This is a genomic window from Streptomyces sp. NPDC003635 (genome assembly GCF_053587635.1).
The window spans coordinates 109,704-130,741 of sequence record NZ_JBSFOK010000006.1 but is presented as its reverse complement, the minus strand read 5'-3'; the positions used below and the strand labels follow the sequence as shown (position 1 = coordinate 130,741).

Annotated in this window: 20 protein-coding genes and 1 tRNA gene; 13 read left to right on the top strand and 8 right to left on the bottom strand. The window is 71.3% G+C overall.

Going from position 1 to position 21,038, the window contains the following annotated elements:
* Positions 1 to 1,818: a glutamine--fructose-6-phosphate transaminase (isomerizing) gene (gene glmS / locus ACWDRW_RS08350; protein ID WP_451721500.1), complete on the top strand. Its 1,818-nt coding sequence runs from the start codon at positions 1 to 3 to the stop codon at positions 1,816 to 1,818.
* A 150-nt stretch (positions 1,819 to 1,968) separates the two neighbouring features.
* On the opposite strand, the gene ACWDRW_RS08345 is transcribed toward glmS, so the two are convergent.
* Together ACWDRW_RS08345 and ACWDRW_RS08340 are read right to left on the bottom strand one after the other, a co-directional pair.
* Positions 1,969 to 2,535: a GPR1/FUN34/YaaH family transporter gene (locus tag ACWDRW_RS08345; protein ID WP_451721499.1), complete on the bottom strand. Its 567-nt coding sequence runs from the start codon at positions 2,533 to 2,535 to the stop codon at positions 1,969 to 1,971.
* Positions 2,536 to 2,685: 150 nt separating this feature from the next.
* Positions 2,686 to 3,213 carry a universal stress protein gene (locus tag ACWDRW_RS08340; RefSeq protein WP_451721498.1) on the bottom strand — a complete coding sequence of 176 codons (528 nt, stop codon included), beginning with the start codon at positions 3,211 to 3,213 and terminating at the stop codon, positions 2,686 to 2,688.
* Between the two features lie 318 nt (positions 3,214 to 3,531).
* Between ACWDRW_RS08340 and ACWDRW_RS08335 the strand changes: the two genes are divergently transcribed.
* The 6 genes from ACWDRW_RS08335 (at position 3,532) to ACWDRW_RS08310 (ending at position 7,254) form a co-directional block, all read left to right on the top strand.
* Complete coding sequence (locus ACWDRW_RS08335) at positions 3,532 to 3,846, top strand: hypothetical protein (protein WP_451721497.1); 315 nt, start codon at positions 3,532 to 3,534, stop codon at positions 3,844 to 3,846.
* 377 nt (positions 3,847 to 4,223) lie between these two features.
* Positions 4,224 to 5,447 (top strand): helix-turn-helix domain-containing protein, encoded by a 1,224-nt coding sequence (locus tag ACWDRW_RS08330; protein WP_451721496.1) that lies wholly within the window; start codon positions 4,224 to 4,226, stop codon positions 5,445 to 5,447.
* A 115-nt stretch (positions 5,448 to 5,562) separates the two neighbouring features.
* Positions 5,563 to 6,165: an oligoribonuclease gene (gene orn, locus ACWDRW_RS08325; protein WP_451721495.1), complete on the top strand. Its 603-nt coding sequence runs from the start codon at positions 5,563 to 5,565 to the stop codon at positions 6,163 to 6,165.
* 115 nt (positions 6,166 to 6,280) lie between these two features.
* Positions 6,281 to 6,353: transfer RNA gene (locus ACWDRW_RS08320), tRNA-His, on the top strand.
* Between the two features lie 76 nt (positions 6,354 to 6,429).
* The gene (locus ACWDRW_RS08315) at positions 6,430 to 6,909 is read left to right on the top strand and encodes a GNAT family N-acetyltransferase (RefSeq protein ID WP_451721494.1); all 480 of its coding nucleotides are present in this window, start codon (positions 6,430 to 6,432) and stop codon (positions 6,907 to 6,909) included.
* Positions 6,910 to 6,966: 57 nt separating this feature from the next.
* Positions 6,967 to 7,254, top strand: a complete 288-nt coding sequence (locus tag ACWDRW_RS08310) for a hypothetical protein (protein ID WP_451721493.1) — start codon at positions 6,967 to 6,969, stop codon at positions 7,252 to 7,254.
* Positions 7,255 to 7,273: 19 nt separating this feature from the next.
* Here ACWDRW_RS08310 and ACWDRW_RS08305 read toward each other — a convergent pair whose 3' ends face one another.
* On the bottom strand, positions 7,274 to 8,329 hold the full coding sequence (locus tag ACWDRW_RS08305) for a LacI family DNA-binding transcriptional regulator (protein WP_451721492.1): 1,056 nt from the start codon (positions 8,327 to 8,329) through the stop codon (positions 7,274 to 7,276).
* A 364-nt stretch (positions 8,330 to 8,693) separates the two neighbouring features.
* Between ACWDRW_RS08305 and ACWDRW_RS08300 the strand changes: the two genes are divergently transcribed.
* The 4 genes from ACWDRW_RS08300 to ACWDRW_RS08285 all read left to right on the top strand — a co-directional run bounded on the left by ACWDRW_RS08300 (position 8,694) and on the right by ACWDRW_RS08285 (position 13,488).
* Positions 8,694 to 10,013 (top strand): ABC transporter substrate-binding protein, encoded by a 1,320-nt coding sequence (locus ACWDRW_RS08300; protein ID WP_451721491.1) that lies wholly within the window; start codon positions 8,694 to 8,696, stop codon positions 10,011 to 10,013.
* A gap of 5 nt (positions 10,014 to 10,018) precedes the next feature.
* A complete protein-coding gene (locus ACWDRW_RS08295) occupies positions 10,019 to 11,038 on the top strand; it encodes a carbohydrate ABC transporter permease (RefSeq protein ID WP_451721490.1) in 1,020 nt (339 codons plus the stop codon).
* A gap of 10 nt (positions 11,039 to 11,048) precedes the next feature.
* Entirely contained in the window at positions 11,049 to 11,942 is an 894-nt protein-coding gene (locus tag ACWDRW_RS08290) for a carbohydrate ABC transporter permease (RefSeq protein WP_451721489.1), read from the top strand.
* A 109-nt stretch (positions 11,943 to 12,051) separates the two neighbouring features.
* The gene (locus ACWDRW_RS08285) at positions 12,052 to 13,488 is read left to right on the top strand and encodes a GH1 family beta-glucosidase (protein WP_451721488.1); all 1,437 of its coding nucleotides are present in this window, start codon (positions 12,052 to 12,054) and stop codon (positions 13,486 to 13,488) included.
* 135 nt (positions 13,489 to 13,623) lie between these two features.
* Here the strand turns inward: ACWDRW_RS08285 and ACWDRW_RS08280 are convergent, their stop codons facing one another.
* The 3 genes from ACWDRW_RS08280 to ACWDRW_RS08270 all read right to left on the bottom strand — a co-directional run bounded on the left by ACWDRW_RS08280 (position 13,624) and on the right by ACWDRW_RS08270 (position 17,296).
* Positions 13,624 to 15,084 (bottom strand): glycoside hydrolase family 18 protein, encoded by a 1,461-nt coding sequence (locus ACWDRW_RS08280; RefSeq protein ID WP_451721487.1) that lies wholly within the window; start codon positions 15,082 to 15,084, stop codon positions 13,624 to 13,626.
* A 110-nt stretch (positions 15,085 to 15,194) separates the two neighbouring features.
* Entirely contained in the window at positions 15,195 to 16,592 is a 1,398-nt protein-coding gene (locus tag ACWDRW_RS08275) for a sensor histidine kinase (protein ID WP_451721486.1), read from the bottom strand.
* Entirely contained in the window at positions 16,589 to 17,296 is a 708-nt protein-coding gene (locus ACWDRW_RS08270) for a response regulator transcription factor (protein WP_451721485.1), read from the bottom strand. Before ACWDRW_RS08270 ends, ACWDRW_RS08275 begins: the two co-directional genes overlap by 4 nt.
* A gap of 110 nt (positions 17,297 to 17,406) precedes the next feature.
* On the opposite strand from ACWDRW_RS08270, the gene ACWDRW_RS08265 reads away from it, so the two are divergent.
* A complete protein-coding gene (locus ACWDRW_RS08265; protein WP_451721484.1) occupies positions 17,407 to 17,928 on the top strand; it encodes a hypothetical protein in 522 nt (173 codons plus the stop codon).
* A 13-nt stretch (positions 17,929 to 17,941) separates the two neighbouring features.
* Here the strand turns inward: ACWDRW_RS08265 and ACWDRW_RS08260 are convergent, their stop codons facing one another.
* Together ACWDRW_RS08260 and ACWDRW_RS08255 are read right to left on the bottom strand one after the other, a co-directional pair.
* Positions 17,942 to 18,811: a spermidine synthase gene (locus ACWDRW_RS08260; RefSeq protein ID WP_451721483.1), complete on the bottom strand. Its 870-nt coding sequence runs from the start codon at positions 18,809 to 18,811 to the stop codon at positions 17,942 to 17,944.
* 100 nt (positions 18,812 to 18,911) lie between these two features.
* Positions 18,912 to 19,268 (bottom strand): hypothetical protein, encoded by a 357-nt coding sequence (locus ACWDRW_RS08255; protein WP_451721608.1) that lies wholly within the window; start codon positions 19,266 to 19,268, stop codon positions 18,912 to 18,914.
* A 296-nt stretch (positions 19,269 to 19,564) separates the two neighbouring features.
* Between ACWDRW_RS08255 and ACWDRW_RS08250 the strand changes: the two genes are divergently transcribed.
* Entirely contained in the window at positions 19,565 to 21,022 is a 1,458-nt protein-coding gene (locus tag ACWDRW_RS08250) for a hypothetical protein (protein WP_451721482.1), read from the top strand.
* Positions 21,023 to 21,038 lie beyond the last annotated feature (16 nt).

Genomic DNA, 21,038 nt, shown 5'->3' with positions numbered 1-21,038 from the left:
ATGTGCGGAATCGTCGGATACATCGGCAAGCGTGACGTGGCGCCCCTGCTGCTGGAGGGCCTCCAGCGGCTGGAGTACCGCGGCTACGACTCGGCCGGTGTGGTCGTCTCCTCCCCCAAGGCGCCGGCCCTGAAGATGGTCAAGGCCAAGGGCCGGGTCCGTGACCTGGAGGCCAAGGTCCCGGCGCGCTTCAAGGGCACCACCGGCATCGCCCACACCCGCTGGGCCACCCACGGCGCTCCCTCCGACGTCAACGCCCACCCGCACCTGGACGCCGAGGGCAAGGTCGCCGTCGTCCACAACGGCATCATCGACAACGCCTCCGACCTGCGCCGCAAGCTGGAGGCGGACGGCGTCGAGTTCCTCTCCGAGACCGACACCGAGGTCCTCGTCCACCTCATCGCCCGGTCCCAGGCGGAGAAGCTGGAGGACAAGGTCCGCGAGACGCTGCGCGTCATCGAGGGCACGTACGGCATCGCCGTCCTGCACGCCGACTTCCCGGACCGCATCGTGGTCGCCCGCAACGGCTCCCCGGTCGTCCTCGGCATCGGTGAGAAGGAGATGTTCGTCGCCTCGGACATCGCCGCCCTGGTCGCCCACACGCGGCAGATAGTGACTCTCGACGACGGCGAGATGGCCACCCTCAAGGCCGACGACTTCCGCACCTACACGACGGAGGGCACCCGCACCACGTCGGAGCCCACCACCGTCGAGTGGGAGGCCGCCTCCTACGACATGGGCGGCCACGACACGTACATGCACAAGGAGATCCACGAGCAGGCCGAGGCCGTGGACCGCGTGCTGCGCGGCCGGATCGACGACCGCTTCTCCACCGTGCACCTCGGCGGCCTCAACCTGGACGCCCGCGAGGCACGCCGGATCCGCCGCGTGAAGATCCTCGGCTGCGGCACCTCGTACCACGCGGGCATGATCGGCGCCCAGATGATCGAGGAGCTGGCCCGCATTCCCGCGGACGCCGAGCCGGCCTCCGAGTTCCGCTACCGCAACGCGGTCGTGGACCCCGACACCCTGTACATCGCGGTCTCCCAGTCCGGTGAGACGTACGACGTCCTCGCGGCCGTCCAGGAGCTGAAGCGCAAGGGCGCGCGGGTCCTCGGCATCGTGAACGTGGTCGGCTCCGCGATCGCCCGCGAGGCGGACGGCGGCATCTACGTCCACGCGGGTCCGGAGGTCTGCGTCGTCTCGACGAAGTGCTTCACGAACACCACGGTCGCCTTCGCGCTGCTCGCCCTCCACCTCGGCCGCACCCGCGACCTCTCGGTCCGCGACGGCAAGCGGATCATCGAGGGCCTGCGCAAGCTCCCCGCCCAGATCGCCGAGATGCTGGAGCAGGAGGAGGAGATCAAGAAGCTGGCCCAGGAGTACGCCGAGGCCCGCTCGATGCTCTTCATCGGCCGCGTCCGGGGCTACCCGGTCGCCCGCGAGGCCTCCCTGAAGCTCAAGGAAGTCTCCTACATCCACGCGGAGGCCTACCCCGCCTCCGAGCTGAAGCACGGCCCCCTGGCCCTGATCGAGCCGGCCCTCCCCACCGTGGCGATCGTCCCCGACGACGACCTCCTGGAGAAGAACCGCGCCGCCATGGAGGAGATCAAGGCCCGCAGCGGCAAGATCCTCGCGGTGGCCCACCAGGACCAGGAGAAGGCCGACCAGACGATCGTCGTCCCGAAGAACGAGGACGAGCTGGACCCCATCCTGATGGGCATCCCGCTCCAACTCCTCGCCTATCACACGGCCCTGACCCTGGGCCGTGACATCGACAAGCCGCGGAACCTCGCGAAGTCGGTGACGGTGGAGTAGGAGCGCCCCGTCAGGGGCGCGGGGAACCGCGCGAGCAACCCCCACGACCCGCAGAGGCCACACAACAAGAAGGCCCCCCACGTGATGCCACCCTTCACGCGGGGGGCCTTCACCACACCGGGGACGCCCAACTCCCCGGCGCCTGCGCAGCTACCCGGTGGCCGTCACGCCCCTACCGGCAGTGCGCCGCGGAACCGAGGTCGGCCAGTGGGCCAGAGCCGCGGTGGCGGCATACCAGGCCACCGCCCCCGCGGCCACGGCGAACCACCCACCGACCTTCGCCGGCCCGTCGTTCTCGGCGAACATCGCGATGGACAGCAGAAGAAGAGCGACGAAGAACAACCCGTACGCGCCCTGCCCGAGTTGGTCCCCTCCGGCGAGCGTGAGCGACAGCGCCACCAGGGCGAAGAGCAGCAGGAACAGTCCGGCGGCGTTCGCGGAGACCTGCGCGTCCGCGGACACGGCCCACGTGAACCACAGCGCGCCGAGCGCCGCGAAGGCCGTACCGGAAGCGTTGTCGCGGTCCCTGAAGGCCATCAGACCGGCGACGAAGAGGGCAACTCCACCCACGTACTGGGCGATTGACACGGCGTCAGCGGCCGATACGCCGTCGATCACTTCGGTGTGCCCCAGCCCGAAGGCCAACAGGGTGACTCCCAGGGCGAGTCGGCCGACCACGGTAGTGATTCCGCTTCCCGCGGAGACGTCGTTGTCCACGGCGGGCTCCCTTCGTGCATGTGCAGTTGTGCGGTGAGCGATATATGCCCTTCACAAAGGCACAAACACCTCTACGCGTCGGTAGATTTATGCGGCGGAGAGAGCGGGGCGAGCACGCCGACGGCGCATCTCACCTGGGGCGAAGGCGAGTTACGGAATGACGACGACGGGCCGCTGCGCCCGCTTGGCGAGCCGCCCCGCGACGGAGCCGAAGATCCGGCCGACGATGCCGTGCGTGGAGCCCACCACGATCGCGTCCGCTTCGTACTCGCGGCCGACCTCCTCGAGCTCGTGGCAGATGTCACCGCCGCGCTCGACGAGGATCCACGGCACCTCGGCCAGATAGTCCGCGCAGGCGAGCTCCAGGCCCAGCACCTCGGTGCGGTGATCGGGAACGTCCACGAAGACCGGCGGCTCGCAGCCGGCCCAGACGGTGGTGGGCAGCCGGTTGGCGACATGCACGATGATCAGGCCGGACCCGGAACGGTGGGCCATGCCGATGGCGTAGGCGAGGGCGCGCTCACTGGAGGTGGAGCCGTCGAAGCCGACCACGACGCCGTGCTTGAAGGCGGGGTCGCAGGAATGACGTGGCTCTTCCGCCGCCAGGGGCTCGGCCGCCGCGGGGTCGGCGACGGGCCGCTTGCGGTCCGCGGGTTCGAAGAATTCGTGACCGGCCATGGCTGTCTCGGCGTTGTGATCCTTGTGTGGGTGGGACGACAGAGAGTGCGGTCGGAGCTGTGTCCGGGAATCATCTTCCCAACCCCATACCCCCAAGGGTACGGCGGCACGCCTCCTTAGCCCAGATCCCGCGATGTGCTCCGCGGGGGTTCCAGGGAGCATGCACGAGGGTGCGCCCGTAACGCAATGGTTGCTGCGCTGTACAGGCGGTTCGTACAGGATTCACATACGGCGGCCCGGCGGCCCTCGTACGGCCGCACAGTGACCGACCGCACGAAGACGCGTTGAACAGGTGAGCCACCGACACCGGGAGCACGCATGTCCGGACAGCACCCCCAGGAGACGGACACCACCACCGACGTGGTCCGCTGGGCGGCCTTCTGCTGCGTCCTCGTCCCCGTCGTTCTCCTCGGGTACGGCACCTCACTCGCCGGCGCCGCCGGCACCGCCCTGGGCCTCGCCGCCGTCACCGCGGTGTGCCGGGTCCTGCTGCGCCGGTCCGAGCGCGGCGCGGCCCGACTGCTCGCCGAGGAACCCGCCTCCCCCGCGCCCCCTCGCGGGCGCCGGCACCGCACCGGCACGGGCTCCCGACGAGGCGGACGTCACTCCGGGGGAAATACACCGGGCGGCTGACCGGTTTTCATGCCCTCAGACGCTTCTTTTCAGCCAACTTCTGGGAACCACGCATCTCTTGCCCGAACCACCCCCCAACCCCCGTTCGACCTGCACGAAAAGGGTCTCGGGGGTGTCGCGCACCCTACGCGGATTGGCCACTGCGACAAGGCGCACTTCCCTGCACCGCCCGGGAGTGCAACGCTTCGTGATCGAATGCTTCACGCCAAGTTGCCAAGTCGACAATGCGCCGAGTGGTGAACCGGCCACTGCGGCGCGACGCGACACAGTAGATTCGATCTTGACTGTCTACGGCGGGGGACTCGTGCAGGACCGAGGGGAAACGTGCAGGAGCGACACAACCGAGGAGCCGCGACCACCGAGGGGGGCTTAGCAGTATGAGCCACGACTCCACTGCCGCGCCGGAAACCGCGGCCCGGAAACTCTCCGGGCGACGCCGCAAGGAGATCGTCGCGGTGCTGCTGTTCAGCGGCGGCCCCATCTTCGAGAGTTCCATACCGCTGTCGGTGTTCGGAATCGACCGCCAGGACGCCGGCGTACCGCGCTACCGCCTGTTGGTGTGCGCGGGTGAGGAAGGCCCGCTGCGCACCACGGGCGGCCTGGAACTCAGCGCGCCACATGGCCTGGAGGCGATCTCACGCGCGGGGACGGTCGTCGTACCGGCCTGGCGCTCGATCACCTCACCACCGCCCGAGGAAGCGCTCGACGCGCTGCGCCGGGCACACGAGGAGGGCGCCCGCATCGTAGGACTGTGCACCGGCGCCTTCGTCCTCGCCGCGGCCGGCCTGCTGGACGGGCGCCCCGCGACGACCCACTGGATGTACGCGCCGACGCTGGCCAAGCGCTACCCGTCGGTGCACGTGGATCCACGAGAGCTGTTCGTGGACGACGGAGACGTCCTGACCTCGGCCGGTACGGCCGCGGGGATCGACCTCTGTCTCCACATCGTGCGGACGGACCACGGCAACGAGGCGGCCGGCGCGCTGGCCCGCCGACTGGTCGTCCCCCCGCGCCGGACGGGAGGCCAGGAGCGCTACCTGGACCGCTCTTTACCAGAGGAGATCGGCGCCGACCCGCTCGCCGAGGTCGTCGCCTGGGCGCTGGAGCACCTCCACGAACAGTTCGACGTGGAGACGCTGGCGGCACGGGCGTACATGTCGCGCCGCACCTTCGACCGCCGCTTCCGCTCGCTGACCGGTTCGGCCCCGCTGCAGTGGCTGATCACCCAGCGGGTCCTCCAGGCGCAGCGCCTGCTGGAGACGTCGGACTACTCGGTGGACGAGGTGGCGGGCCGCTGCGGCTTCCGCTCCCCCGTCGCGCTGCGCGGTCACTTCCGCCGCCAGCTCGGGTCGTCCCCGGCGGCGTACCGGGCCGCGTACCGGGCCCGCCGCCCCCAGGGCGAGCGGCCGCCGGTGGACGCCGACACCGCACCCGGCCCGGCGCCCACGCTCCACCCGGACCCCGGCCCGGTCCCGCTCCAGGCCCGCCGTACCCCGGCGACCAGCTCGGTGGGCCAGGCCCTGGCCGCGGCCGCGGCGGACAACGGCCGCGAGGCGTACATCGCGCGCGCCACCCTGCCGGGACAGCGCAGCGGGTCGTGAGCTGACGGACCTCGAGAACGCCGGACGGGCAGGACCAGCCCGTCCGGCGTTTCGCCGTGGGCCCCGAGCTGACACGGGGCGACACAAAAGTTCATGTCAGCTTTAGGGTGGTCGCATGAACGATCGCATGGTGTGGATCGACTGCGAGATGACCGGCCTCTCGCTGTCCGACGACGCGCTCATCGAGGTTGCCGCCCTCGTCACCGACTCCGAGCTGAACATCCTCGGCGACGGTGTGGACATCGTCATCCGGCCGCCGGACGCGGCCCTGGAGACGATGCCGGACGTGGTGCGTCAGATGCACACCGCGTCCGGTCTGCTCGACGAGCTCGCCGGCGGTACGACGCTGGCGGACGCCGAGGCCCAGGTCCTGGCGTACGTACGGGAACACGTGAAGGAACCCGGCAAGGCCCCGCTGTGCGGCAACTCCGTCGGCACCGACCGCGGCTTCCTGCTGCGGGACATGCCGACGCTGGAGGACTACCTCCACTACCGCATCGTCGACGTCTCCTCGATCAAGGAGCTGGCGCGCCGCTGGTACCCGCGGGCGTACTTCAACAGCCCCGAGAAGAACGGCAACCACCGCGCCCTCGCCGACATCCGCGAGTCCATCGCCGAACTGCGCTACTACCGCGAGGCCGTGTTCGTCCCCCAGCCGGGGCCGGACTCCGAGACCGCCAAGGCCATCGCCGCAAAGCACGTCCTGCCTGCTCAGTAGCGGTACGCGGGGCCCCGGGACAGGGCCCCGCGAAAGGCGGGCGCGAGCACCCCTTCGGACCCTGTACACTTTTTCTCGGCCGGTCGGTGAACCACCAGGGAAACCGCCGGTCATGGTGGGTGTAGCTCAGCTGGTAGAGCACCTGGTTGTGGTCCAGGATGCCGCGGGTTCGAGTCCCGTCACTCACCCTGAGTTCAGCCGGTGACCTTCTCACGAAGGTCACCGGCTGAATGCGTTTCCGGGACCCGCGCGTACGCTCCCGGAATGACCGAGCCACTGCGCACCGACCGCCTCGACCTGCTGCCGCTGCGCGTCGAGCACGCCGACGAGATGGCCGCCGTGCTGGGCGATGCGGCACTGCACGACTTCATCGGCGGCTTCCCCGAGACCCCTCCGGCGCTGCGCGCCCGCTACGAGCGGCTCGTCGCCGGTTCCCCGGACCCGGAGGTCACCTGGTGCAACTGGGTGCTGCGGCTGCGCGCCAAGGGGTGCCTGGTGGGCACCGTCCAGGCCACCGTCACCGCCGAGGCCGCCGAGGTCGCCTGGATCGTCGGCACCCGGTGGCAGGGCCGCGGCCTGGCCTCGGAGGCGGCACGCGCGCTGGTCGGACACCTCACCGTCCCCACGGTCGTCGCCCACGTCCACCCGGACCACGCGGCCTCCGCCGCCGTCGCGCGGGCCGCGGGACTCGCCCCGACCGAGGAGTGGCAGGACGGCGAGATCCGCTGGCGCCTCAGGCCGTAACCGCAGGTGGGGCGTATCGTCGGCTTATGAGCCGGTCATCGGACTGGGAGGCTCGCCATGGGGTCGCACGGTGTTCATCGATGGCGGCTGCTGACGTGGCTGATCCTGGCCTTCAACCTGGCCATGCTGCTGTGGCTGGTGGTCGCCCTGGACGCCGCCGAGGGGGACGACCCCACCTGCGTCGGCGAGGTCTGCCCGAACGCCGAGGAGGCCGGCAGCGCGATCGACACCTGGCTGGTGATCGTGGTCTGGCTGACGGGCCTGGTCCTGCTCGGCGCCGCCTGGCTGATCACCCACCACACGGAACGTCCCGCGCGGCGACCGCGCAGGGGCTGGCACCGCTGACCGCCCGGCCCCCGGGGCCTCAGGACGACGCCCGCTCCTCCAGTTCCGTGGCCAGCACCACCTGCCGGCGCTCCAGCCCCCGGGACACCGCCGGACGGCGGTCGGCGATCTCCTCCAGCAGGAGGTCGATCATCCGGCGGCCCATCTCCTCGATGGGCTGCCGCACGCTGGTCAGCGGCGGCTCCATGTGGCGGGCGATCGCTGAGTCGTCGTAGCCGACGAGCGCCACGTCCTCGGGGATACGGCGGCCCCGCTCGCGCAGCACCTGACGGGCGCCCGCCGCCATCACGTCCGAGCCCGCGAAGACAGCGTCCAGCCCGGGATGGCGCTCCAGCAGGGCCGTCATCGCTCGGCGGCCGCCCTCCTCGGTGAAGTCGCCCGGCTCGATCAGCCCCTCGTGCACCACGCGCCCCGCGTCCTTCAGGGCCTCGCGATAGCCGTCGACGCGGCGCTGGGCGCCGTACACGTCGAGGCGGCCGGTGATGTGGGCTATCTCGCGGCGGCCCCGGGACAGCAGGTGCTCCACGGCCTGGCGGGCACCGCCGTAGTTGTCGGAGTCCACCGAGGTGAGCGTCTCCGCGGCGGACCTCGGGCCGCTGATGACGGCCGGGATCTCCAGTTGGGCGAGGAGATCGGGCAGCGGGTCGTCGGCGTGCACCGAGACCAGCAGGACCCCGTCGACCCGGTGCGCGGCGAGGTACTGCGCGAGCCGGCGCCGCTCCCGGTCGCTGCCCGCGAAGATCAGCAGCAACTGCATCTCGGTGTCGGACAGTTCGGCGCCGACGCCCTTCAGCATGTCCGAGAAGTACGGCTCGGAGAAGAAACGGGTCTCCGGCTCGGGGACGACCAGGGCGATGGCGTCGGTGCGGTTGGCGGCGAGGGCGCGGGCGGCCGTGTTCGGGACGTAACCCAGCTCCGCGACGGCCGCCTCCACCGCCGCGCGGGTGGCGTCACTGACCCGGGGCGAGCCGTTGATCACCCGGGACACGGTGCCGCGGCCGACACCGGCACGAGCGGCGACCTCTTCGAGCGTGGGACGCCCGCCACTCCGCCCCCGCGCTCCGTGGCTTGCCATGGGCCCCGCCTTTCCCCGTGTCCTGTCTCTGGCCTGCCCCGTCGCCGGCCGGACTGTCACTGGCCTGGAATTTAACAGTCCCGTCCGACAAAGTGACCGTCCAGCGGTCGGCACCATGGGCGCCACCGGGCGCCGAAACCGATCCAGTTAACGTCCCGATAACTGAACGCATCTCTCCGCTCCCATGCCCTTGACACCCCCGCCCGGACCGACGACTCTTCAACACATCACTTGTGGGAGCGCTCCCACAGTACCTGACACATACACATCCCGCACGTTCCCCGCCCGAGCCGCAGCGAGAACTAACGGGCCCAACAGTGCAGTTGGCCGGGGGGTCGGCACGTCAGGGCAACAGGAGGACGCAATGCGAGCACGTACCCGAATCCGCCGTAAGGCGGTTGTCCTCGCGGCGGTGGCGTCGCTGGGCGCCGGGCTGCTGGCCGGCTGTGCCGACGACGGCGACGACGGCGACGACAGCTCGTCGTCGGACGGCGGTGGCGGCAAGATCAAGATCACCCTCGGGCTGTTCGGCACCGCCGGATTCGAGGAGTCCGGTCTGTACAAGGAGTACGAGAAGCTCCACCCGAACATCGACATCCAGCAGACGGTCGTCGAGCGCAACGAGAACTACTACCCCGCGCTCCTCAACCACCTCACCACCAACAGCGGCCTCCAGGACATCCAGATGGTCGAGGTCGGCAACATCGCCGAGATCGTCCAGACCCAGTCGGACAAGCTGCTCGACCTGTCGAAGTACGGCAAGAAGAGCGACTACCTGGAGTGGAAGTGGCAGCAGGCCACCACCGAGGGCGGTGAGACGATCGGTGTCGGCACCGACGTCGGCCCGATGGCCATCTGCTACCGCAAGGACCTCTTCGAGAAGGCCGGACTGCCCACCGACCGCGAGGAGGTCGGCCAGCTGTGGGCCGGTGACTGGAACAAGTTCGTCGAGGTCGGCAAGGACTACAAGGCCAAGGGCCCCAAGGGCACCACCTTCCTGGACTCCCCCGGCGGCATGCTCCAGGCGATCCTCAGCAGTGAGGAGGAGCGCTTCTACGACTCCTCCGGCGAGGTCATCTACAAGACCAACCCGGCCGTGAAGTCCGCCTTCGACCTCACCGCGGAGGCCGCCGAGGCCGGACTGATCGGCAACCAGACGCAGTTCCAGCCCGCCTGGGACACCACGATCGCCAACTCCAAGTTCGCCGCGATGTCCTGCCCGCCGTGGATGCTCGGCTACATCAAGGGCAAGTCCAAGCCCGACGCGGCCGGCAAGTGGGACATCGCCCAGGCGCCCAAGTCCGGCAACTGGGGCGGCTCGTTCCTGACCGTGCCCAAGTCCGGCAAGAACACGGAGGAGGCGGCGAAGCTGGCCGCCTGGCTGACCGCTCCGGAGCAGCAGGCCAAGCTCTTCGGCGTGCAGGGCAGCTTCCCGAGCACCCCGGCGGCGTACGAGTCGTCCGAGGTGACCGGCGCGAAGAACGACATGACCGGTGACGCGCCGATCGGCACGATCTTCGCCGAGGCCGCGGAGAACATCCCGGTCCAGACGATCGGCCCGAAGGACCAGATCATCCAGCAGGGTCTGACCGACAACGGCGTGGTCCTCGTGACCCAGGGCAAGTCGCCCAAGGAGGCATGGGACAACGCCGTCAAGACCATCGACAACGCCCTGGACCAGTGACCCGTATGACCACTGGGCACGACACCGCCGCCGCGTCCCCCTCCAAGGAGGGGGGCGCGGCCCCGGCCCGCCCGTCCGGCGGCGGTCCGGTCACCGAGCAGGAGCGGCGGCGCCGGTCCCGGCTGTCCCGCCGCTGGCAGCGGGACGTGCGCTGGAGTCCGTACGCCTTCGTCTCCCCGTTCTTCCTGCTGTTCCTGGCCTTCGGCCTGTTCCCGCTGATCTACACGGGCTGGGCCTCGCTGCACCAGGTGGAGCTGACCGCGCCGACCGACATGGAGTGGGTCGGCCTGCGCAACTACACCCGGATCTTCGACGACGACTTCTTCTGGAACGCGGCCGAGAACACGCTGACCATCGGCATCATCTCGACCGTTCCGCAGCTGCTGATGGCGATGGGCATCGCGCACATCCTCAACTACAAGCTGCGGGCGTCGACGTTCTACCGGGTCGCCATGCTCGCGCCGTACGCCACCTCGATCGCCGCCGCCTCGCTGGTCTTCGTGCTGCTCTTCGGCCGCGACTACGGCATGATCAACTGGGCGCTGGGCGCGGTCGGTGTCGACCACATCGACTGGCAGAACGACAAGTGGGCCTCCCAGGTCGCCGTCTCCACGATCGTGATCTGGCGCTGGACCGGGTACAACGCGCTGATCTACCTGGCCGCGATGCAGGCGATCCCGCAGGATCTGTACGAGTCGGCGGCGCTGGACGGGGCGAGCCGCTGGCAGCAGTTCTTCCATGTCACGCTGCCCTCGCTGCGCCCGACGATCCTGTTCACCGTCGTCGTGTCGACCATCGGCGCCTCCCAGCTGTTCGGCGAGCCGCTGCTGTTCGACGCGAACAAGGGTGCCTCGGGCGGATCCCAGCACCAGTTCCAGACGCTCGGCCTGTATCTGTACGAGCAGGGCTGGGTCAACCAGCATCTGGGCCGTGCCTCCGCCATCGCCTGGACGATGTTCCTGATCCTCATCGTGGTCGGGATCGTCAACTACGTCATCTCGCGCCGGCTGCGCGCCAGTAGTTAGGAGACCGGCCGTGACGACGACACTGACCCCGGCGCCGGAGAAGCCCAAGCGGGTACGGCGCCCCAAGTCGGCCCGGGCCGGCGGGCAGATGCACGCGGGACCGATCGCGTACGTCATTCTCGCGCTGTTCACGATCGGCTCGCTGTTCCCGCTGGTGTGGACGGCGATCGCCGCGTCCCGCGACAACCAGCGGCTGGCGGAGACGCCTCCGCCGTTCTGGTTCGGCTCGAACCTCTTCGACAACCTCGATCTCGCCTGGAACGACGCCAACCTGGGCGAGGCGTTCATCAACACCACGTTCGTGGCGGGGGTGTCGGCGGCGACGATCGTGTTCCTGTCGACGATCGCCGGGTTCGCCTTCGCCAAGCTGAAGTTCAAGGGCCGTAACGCGCTGATGCTGATCGTGATCGGCACGATGATGGTGCCGCCGCAGCTCAGTGTGATCCCGCTGTACATGATGGTCGCCGAGCTCGACTGGTCCGACCAGCTCCAGGCGGTGATCCTGCCGTCGCTGGTGAGCGCCTTCGGGGTGTTCTTCATGCGGCAGTACCTGCTCCAGGCGCTGCCGGACGAGATCATCGAGGCGGCCCGGGTGGACGGGGCGAGCAGTTGGCGTGTGGTGTGGCACGTGGTGTTCCCGGCGGCCCGGCCCGCGATGGCCGTGCTCGGGATGCTGATGTTCGTGCAGACCTGGAACGACTTCCTGTGGCCGTTCCTGGTGCTCACCCAGAACGGCAACCCGACCGTGCAGGTGGCGGTGGCGGGACTGGGCCGCGGCTATACCCCGGACCAGTCCCTGATCATGGCGGGCGCGCTGCTCGGCACCCTGCCGCTGCTGATCGTCTTCGCGATCTTCGGCAAGCAGATCGTGGGCGGCATCATGCAGGGCGCGGTCAAGGGCTGACGCCCGCACTCGTCTTCCAGGGGCCGGGTCATCGCCGCTCCGGCCCCTCCTCTCTCCTCCCTCCCCATCCCCCTACTCGGTCCTGACGACCTCCAATGGGAGCGCTTCCATGCCTGATTCCGCACAGCCGGGGACCCCGGTGACCTTTCCTCCCGCCTTCCTCTGGGGCGCCGCGACCTCCGCGTACCAGATCGAGGGGGCGGTGCGGGAGGACGGCCGCACCCCGTCGATCTGGGACACCTTCAGCCATACGCCGGGCAAGACCGCCGGTGGTGAGACCGGTGACATCGCTGTCGACCACTACCACCGCTTCCGCGAGGACGTGGCGCTCATGGCCGAGCTGGGCCTGACCGCGTACCGCTTCTCGGTCTCCTGGTCGCGGGTGCAGCCGACCGGCCGGGGTCCGGCGGTCCAGCGGGGCCTGGACTTCTACCGGAGTCTGGTGGACGAGCTGCTGGCGCACGGCATCAAGCCGGCGGTCACGCTCTACCACTGGGATCTGCCGCAGGAGCTGGAGGACGCGGGCGGCTGGCCCGAGCGGGACACGGCGTACCGGTTCGCCGAGTACGCGCAGATCGTCGGCGAGGCACTCGGCGACCGGGTGGAGCAGTGGATCACCCTCAACGAGCCGTGGTGCAGCGCCTTCCTGGGGTACGCCTCGGGGGTGCACGCGCCCGGCCGTACCGACCCGGCGGCCTCCCTGCGCGCCGCACACCACCTGAACCTCGCGCACGGTCTGGGGGCGACGGCCCTGCGCTCGGTGATGCCGGCCCGCAACTCCGTCGCGGTGAGCCTGAACTCCGCGGTGGTCCGGGCGTTCTCCGACGACCCGGAGGACCTGGCGGCCCGGCAGCGGATCGACGATCTGGCCAACGGCGTCTTCCACGGCCCGCTGCTGCACGGCGCCTACCCGCAGTCGCTGTTCACGGCGACGGAGTCGGTGACGGACTGGTCGTACGTCCAGGACGGTGATCTGGCCCTGATAAACCAGCCGTTGGACGCGCTGGGCCTCAACTACTACACCCCGACGCTGGTGTCGGCCGCCGCCGCGACGCCGACGGGCCCGCGCGCGGACGGCCACGGGGTCAGCGCGTACAGCCCGTGGCCGGGTTCGGAGGACGTGACCTTCCACCAGACCCCCGGCGACCGTACGGAGATGGGCTGGACGATCGACCCGACCGGCCTGCACGACCTGATCATGCGCTACGCCCAGGAGGCTCCGGGGCTGCCGCTGTACGTGACGGAGAACGGCGCCGCCTACGACGACAAGCCCGACCCGGACGGCCAGGTCCACGACCCCGAGCGGATCGCCTACCTGCACGGCCACCTCTCGGCGGTCCGCCGGGCCATCGAGGACGGCGCCGATGTGCGCGGCTACTACCTGTGGTCGCTGATGGACAACTTCGAGTGGTCCTACGGCTACGACAAGCGCTTCGGCGCGGTGTACGTCGACTACACGACCCTGCAGCGGACACCGAAGTCGAGTGCCCTCTGGTACGGGCAGGCGGCTCGGACGGGGGCGCTGCCGGGAGTGGAGTCGCTCTAGCGGGGGGCGGGGCGCGGCGCGTGGAGGGGACGTGCCGCGCCCCGGCCGGATGGGGGGAAGACCGGCCGGGGCGCGCCCCCGTGGGTCGCGTGGGTCAGCGGTGGGCTCCGGTCGGTGCCGGGCCCGTGACCCGGGTCAGTTGTAGGCCGCGAAGGCCTTGGCGAAGGCGTTCTTGTCCTGGTCCACGGAGCTGCACGTGGCGTCCGCCGCGGGCTTCGGGCCGCCGGGGCAGGCCTTGTCGCGGGTCGCGGACCACATGGACAGCCAGCCGATCCCCTTGGACTTGGCGAAGTTCACGAGCTGGGTGGCGTCCTCGACCTTGAAGATCTCCGTGACGACGTCGTTGACGCCGATCATCGGGGTGACCGCGACGGTCTTCCAGGCGGCGCTGTCGGACAGGCCGAGGACACCCTTGATCTGGGCCTGGGTGGCGGTGGCCGCCTGCTCGGCGTAGGTGCCCATGTCGCCGCTGTACGCCGGGCCGTAGTCCATCGCCATGATGTTGACGGCGTCGATCCTCACGCCGTTCTTCCTGGCGTCGGCCAACAGGTCCACGCCGGGCTGGGTGAGGCCCTCGGGCATCACCGGGAGGGTGAAGGAGACGTTCAGGCCGGGGTGCCGCTTCTGGAGCTCGGCGATGGCCTGGGCGCGGCGGGTGTTGGCCGCGGCGTCGGGCAGCGCGCCGCCCTCGACGTCGAAGTCGACCTTGGTGAGGTCGTAGGCCTTCACGACCTTGTCGTACGCCGTCACCAGCGCGTCCGCCGAGGAGCAGGTCGTGGCCAGCTCGTTGCCCGCCGCGCCGCCGAAGGAGACGCGGACGTCGCCGCCCTTGGCGCGCAGGGCGCCGATCTGCGCGGCCACCGCGTCGCTGGCCAGGTCGGACACCCCGCCCCACTTGGGGGTGCAGCCGCCGCCGTCGGTGACGAAGGCGAGGTTGTAGTCCTTCACGCCGGTGGCCTCGGCGGTGCCGACGAGGTCGAAGGCGGGGTAGAGGGAGGTGTCGACGTAGGGGGCGAAGCCGGCGTTCGTGGGGGTACCGGTGCCGGTGGACTCCGTGGGCCTGGGGGTGGCCGTGGCGGTCTCGGTGGCGGTGGTCGTGGGGGTGGGGGTCGGGCTCTGGGTCGGGGTGGCCGTCTGCGTCGGACGGCCGGTCGGCTCCGGGGTCGCGCCCTCGTCGGCCGAGCACTTGACGCCGTCGACGACACAGCCGGTCGGGTCGCCGGAGCCGTTGACGACGAAGCCGACGGTGACGGACTCGCCGGCCTTGAGGCCGTCCTTGTCCCAGGCCGCGGGCTTCACGGTGACGCGGGAGCCGCTGACGCTGGACTCGGCGTTCCACAGCGAGCTGAGCCTGGCGCCCGCGGGCAGGTCGAACCGGAGTGTCCAGTCCGTCTTCGCCGAGCCGCTGTCGTTGGTCACGACGTACTGCGCGGTGTAGCCGGTCGACCAGTCACTGGTCCTGGTGTACGCGGCGCCCACCCCGGCCGCCTGCGCGGTGCCGGTGAGGAAGACGGCGCCGCCACCGACCACGGCCGCGGCGACGACGCCGCCTATCGCCTTGTTCCTGCCGCTGACCTTGCGCCGGTGCGTGCTCATCGCCTGCCTGCTTTCGCTGCTCACGGGGGTGGGGGTGCGGCAGCACGCTAGCGAGGTCGAATCGGGCAAACAGCCTGTTCGGGACGGGGGTTGGGGATCTTAGGGTGCGCTTAAGGAAGGGATCGGGGCCGGTTAAAGGTCGAGACCAGTCGGCCGCTGCGGCGCCTGCGCACCCGGTGTCCCCGGCGCTCGGGCGCCCGTCCGTCCAGCTGGATCCAGATCCGCACCTCGGTCCCGCCGAGCACCGACGAGCCGATCCGCACATCGCCGCCCGTGGACTCCGCGAGCCGGCGCACGATGTCCAGCCCGAGCCCGGTCGACCCGGCGCTGCCCGAGCCCCGGCCGCGGGCCATGGCCGCCTCCGGGTCGGATATGCCGGGGCCGGCGTCGGAGACGAGCACGATCACGGCGTCCTCGCCGTTGTGCAGGTCGACCGCGAAGGCGGTGCCCTCGGCGGTGTGCCGGAAGACGTTGCCGAGCAGGGCGTCCAGGGCCGCGGCGAGATCGGGTCGGGCGACGGGTATGCGCACCGGCCGGTCGACTCCGGCCACCCGCACCTTGCGGCCCTCGTCCTCGGCCAGCGCCGACCAGAACGTCATCCGCTCGCGCACCACCTCGGCCGCGTCGCAGCCGGCGCCGGGACCGGCGGCCGCCGTCTGCGGCTTGGCCTCCCGCGCGGTCCGGATGATGGTGTCGACCTCGCGCTCCAGCTGGGCGACGGCGGCCCGGGTCTGCTCGGCGGCCGGACCGTCGCCGAGGGAGGCGGCGTTGAGGCGCAGCACGGTCAGCGGGGTGCGCAGCCGGTGCGACAGATCGGCCGCCAGCTCCCTTTCGTTGGCCAGCAGTTGGACGACCTGGTCGGCCATGGAGTTGAACGCGGCCGCGGCGAGCCGCAGTTCGTTCGGTCCCTCCTCCGGCACCCGGGCGCCGAGCTTGCCCTCCCCGAGTTCGTGGGCGCCCTCGACGAGCCGCTGGGCGGGCTGCACCATCCGGACGCCGAGCCGGTCGGCGACGGCGACCGAGCCGACGATCAGGGCGACACCGACGGCGGCCAGGACCGCCCAGGCCGTCGAGACGCCGTTGCTGACCTCGGCCTCGGGGACGTACACCTCCACCACGGCGATCTCACCGGAGCTGATGGCGACCGGCTGGAGCAGGGTGGAGCCGCCGGGCACCTCGGTGGTGGAGGCGCGGCCGAGCCGCCGTACGGTCGCGATGTCGTCGTCCGCGGCGCGCTGCCGGCCGATGTCGACGGCCTCGGCCCGGTCGGCCGCGGGGATGTGCACGGCCATCTCCGCCTCCGAGCCGGCCGAGGCCACGACCCGTTCGAGCTGGTCGCGGTCGGTGGTGATGGACAGGGCGGGGGCGACCGCGGCGGCCTCCCGCTCGGCGTTGGAGAAGGCGCGGTCGCGGGCCATCTCCTTGATGACGAGTCCGAGCGGCACCGCGAAGGCGAGCACGACCATGGTGGTGACCGCGAGCGAGACCTTGACCAGCGCCCATCTCATCGCGGCGGCCCCCCGTGCGCCGGTGGCTCCAGCTTCACGCCGACCCCCCGCAGGGTGTGCAGATAGCGCGGGCTCGCGGCGGTCTCGCCGAGCTTGCGCCGGAGCCAGGACAGGTGCACGTCGATGGTCTGGTCGTCGCCGTAGGACTGCTGCCACACCTCCGCGAGCAGTTCCTTGCGGGGGACGACGACACCGGGCCGTCCGGCCAGGAAGGCGAGCAGGTCGAACTCGCGGCGGGTGAGGTCGAGCCGCACGCCGTCCAGCTCGGCCTGGCGGCGCAAGGGGTCGACGGTGAGGCCGCCGACGCGGAGCACGGACTCCGGCTGCGCCTCCCCCGCGCCGGCCCGGGACCGGCGCAGTACGGCCGCCATCCGGGCGGAGAGGTGCTCCACGGAGAAGGGCTTGGTCAGGTAGTCGTCCGCGCCCGCGTTCAGCAGCCGGACGACCTCCGTCTCGTCGTCGCGGGCGGTGGCAATGATCACAGGGACGTCGGTGATCCCGCGCAGCATCTTCAGGGCCTCGGACCCGTCCAGATCGGGCAGTCCGAGGTCCAGGATGACCACGTCGAAACGGAAATGGGCGACCTCGCGCAGCGCCTCGAGGGCGGTGCCGACACTGCGCACGGTGTGCGCGGCGTCGGTCAGATGCCGGATGAGGGCGGAGCGCACGAACTGGTCGTCCTCGACCACGAGCACACTTGCCATGCGCCGCACCGTACGCCATGCGGCGGAGCCCGGTCCGGGCCTGTGGACAACTGTCCCGCTGTGGACAACGGGGCGACACCCGTGGGACGCGTGAGGCAGTATGGCCCGCGATGCGCAGAGGACTCGTACACGCACTGGCTTGGTCGCTCGCCACGGGCGCGGCGGTCACGCTGTCGTGGTGGGGCGTCCACACGGTCATGGCGGGCACGGCGTACGACCCCCCGCGGGCCCTGCCCATCGCCGCGGCGGACGCGACGACGCAGGAGTCGAAGCCGCTGGCGTCGTCGACCCGGCGGGGCACCCCGTCGGCCGGTCCCACGAAGAGCCCGTCGGCGAAGCCGTCCCCGACCGACACACCCGGCCCCACCGGCACGCCCTCGCGCGCCCCGGACCCCTCCCCCACCACCTCCGGGCAGGTCAAGAGCTACGACACCGACGGCGGCCGAGTGGTCTTCGACCTCGGTGAGACCTCCGCGACGCTCGTGTCGGCGACCCCGGGCACGGGGTGGTCGATGCAGGTGTGGAAGACGGAGTCGTGGATCCGGGTGGAGTTCGCGCGGGGCGCGGACCGGGTGTCGGTGTTCTGCACCTGGCACGACAGCGCGCCTCGGGTGGAGATCGGGAACTACTGACCCAGACCCGGGTCTAGCGGAACACCGAGGCCGGCGGCGCGGGGGAGGCGACCGCCGCCGCGTCCGTGACCGGGACCGCGCCGCCGGTGAAGTCGGTCAGCGCCCTGCCGTGCTCGACCCGCCCCGGGTGCGGGTCGGAGGCGGCCCGGCGGGTCAGTTCCGCGACGGGGAGGGGCTGGCCGGCGGCGACCAGGACGGCGTTCCCGAAGCGTTTGCCGCGCAGCACGGTCGGGTCGGCGACCAGGGCCAGTTCGGGGAAGCGGGCGGCGGCGGTGGCGATCTGGCCGCGCAGATGGGCCAGCGGCGGCCCGTCGGCGAGGTTGGCGGCGTACCAGCCGCCGGGGCGCAGGGCGCGGCGGACCTCGTCGAGGAACTCGGTCGAGGTCAGATGGGCCGGGGTGCGGGCGCCGCTGAACACGTCGGCGATGACGAGGTCGGCCCAGGCGTCGGGCACCTTGGCGAGCCCTTCGCGGGCGTCCGTGGAGCGGACCCGGATCCGGGCGTTGCGGTCCAACGGCAGTTCCCGGCGGACCAGTTGGACGAGGGTGGCGTCGCGCTCGACGACCTGCTGGGTGGAGCGGGGGCGGGTCGCGGCGACGTACCGGGCGAGCGTGAGGGCGCCGCCGCCGAGGTGCACGGCCTGGACGGGCCTGCCGGGCGGGGCGACGAGGTCGATGACGTGCCCGAGGCGTCGTTGGTACTCGAAGGAGAGGTAGCCCGGATCGTCCAGGTCGACGTGCGACTGCGGCGCGCCGTCGATGAGCAGCGTCCAGGCCCGGGTCCGGTCCCGGTCGGGTATCAGCTCGGCAAGCCCTCCGTCGACGGCCTCGACGACGGCAGCGGCGGCCGGGTCTTGGCGGCGGGGGTTTCTGGACTTGCCCATTGGCCCATTATGCGGAGCCTTGAGCGGTCATGCCGCCGGGGGCGCGTGGGGGCGGCCGGGCGGGGCGGCCGGGCGGGGCGCGGTCAGTCGCCGGGGGCGGTCACCGGCAGTTGTCCGCCGCCTCGATCAGCCGCGCCGCCTCCCCGAGCGCCGCCCGGAGCACCGCGGGATCCGTGGCGAGGTCGGCCTCCTCGGGCGGGAGCAGCCAGTCGGAGCCCTCCACCGGGGGCACGGGGTCCAGACGCAATCCGCGCCCGTTGGTCTCCGTACAGGTGCTGCCCGGCATGTCCCACGCCGCCGCGGTCCCGGCCGGTACCACGAAGCCGAGGGTGTCGCAGCCGTCGTCGCACAGTACGGGCCCGACCGCGTCCCCCACCCCCCGGCGCAGGATGTCGACCGCCTCGAGACCCTGCCGCGCGGGCACCGTCACCAGGTCGCACTCCTGATTGATCTCCATCCCGGCCTCCAGCACGGAACCCCTCCTCGAACGAGCGGGTCGGGAGGCGGGCGGCTCCCGGTCCACGTGGTTCAACGTGTCACCGTGTCAACGGCTACGGCACAAGTCCGCCGCAAAGGATGGCAGTTCATGGCAGATGTTGGATGAGATATCCGGTTTGTAGCCAAACACCGCATGGCGGGTCCGGCGCAGCAGGTACGTTCTTGCCCGCCGGATCACGGGGTACGAAGCGAACAATTCGTTCAACTCTCCCCTATTCCGGCATGGTTCGACGGTTCGCACGAGAGGACCCGGCCATGACGTCGTCAGAGCTGAACCCGTCAGATCTGAACTCGACCCAGCCCTCGAGACCACCCCGGCCGAACGTCGCGTTCCGGCAGTTGCGCGGCCGACGCTCGCCGGCCGAGTTCGCGGCGGCGGTCCGCAGGGCCGCGCGCGAGATCGGTGAGCGGGTCAGCTGTGACGCGCGCTACATCGGCCGGGTGGAAGCGGGCGAGATCCGCTGCCCCAACTACGCTTACGAACGGGTGTTCCTGCACATGTTCCCGGGACGATCACTCACCGACCTGGGCTTCGCGCCCCGCGCGTCGGTCCGTGGACGCCGGGCGCGCAGCACCGAGGATGCGCCCCCCTCGCACATCGTGAGCCCCGCGCACGCCGTAGGTGAGACGTGGGCGGCGTACGAGCCGTATGAAGCGCAAGACCCGTACGACACGCACGAGAAACCCGAGGAGAGCGACGTGCTGCGTCGCGCATTCATGACCGGCGGAGGCGCCACGGTGGCCGCCGCCTCGCTCAGCCCGTTCGGGCTCGCCCTCGACGCGACGGCCGCGGAACGCCCCGCGCGGCGCGTGGGGACCAGCGAGGCGGAGGCGCTGGAGGAAGCGGTCCGCAGGATCCGGCTGCTGGACGACCGGCACGGCGCGGACGGCCTGTACCAGCGCGCGGCGGCTCCGTTGCGCGCCGCCTACGCACTGCTGGACGCCGGTACCACCCGGCACGCCGCCGGGGAGCGGCTGCACTCGGGCGCCGGGGAGCTGGCCATCTCGGTCGGCTGGCTGGCGCACGACTCGGGCCGCTTCGACGACGCCCGCTCCCATTACGCGGAGGCACTGGCGACCGCCCGGATGGCCGGGGACCCCGCGCTGGAGGCGCACGCCTTCTGCAACACCTCGTTCCTCGCCCGGGACGCGGGCCGCCCGCGTGAGGCGGTGCGCGCGGCGCAGGCGGCACAACGCGCGGCCCGCCCCCTCGGCTCCCCCCGCCTGATGTCCCTGCTCGCGCTGCGCGAGGCGGGCGGCTGGGCGGGCCTCGCCGACCGCACCGGCTGCGCGCAGGCCCTCGCCCGCGCCCAGGCCCTCTACCAACGGGGCCCCTCGGACGCCGACCCCGAGTGGATGAGCTTCTACGGCGAGGCCGAGGTGGAGGCGCTGGAGGCGCAGTGCTGGTCGATGCTGGGCGACTGGCAGCGCGCGGCACGCCACGCGGGCCGGGCGGCGCACCTCCAGGACCCGCACTTCACCCGCAACATCGCCCTGTACACGGCTGAATTGGCGGACGACCTCGCGCGGGGCGGCCGGCCCGACGAGGCGGCGGTGGCCGCCCTCCGGGTGCTCGACCTGCTGAACGAGGTCCAGTCCTCCCGGATCCAGACGATGCTGGCGGGAACGGCCCGGGTCCTGCTCCCCCACCGAAGGGCGGCGGACGTGTCGACGTTCCTGGAGAAGCACGCGAGCCTGCCGCGGGCGGTGTGACGACGGCGCCCACCGC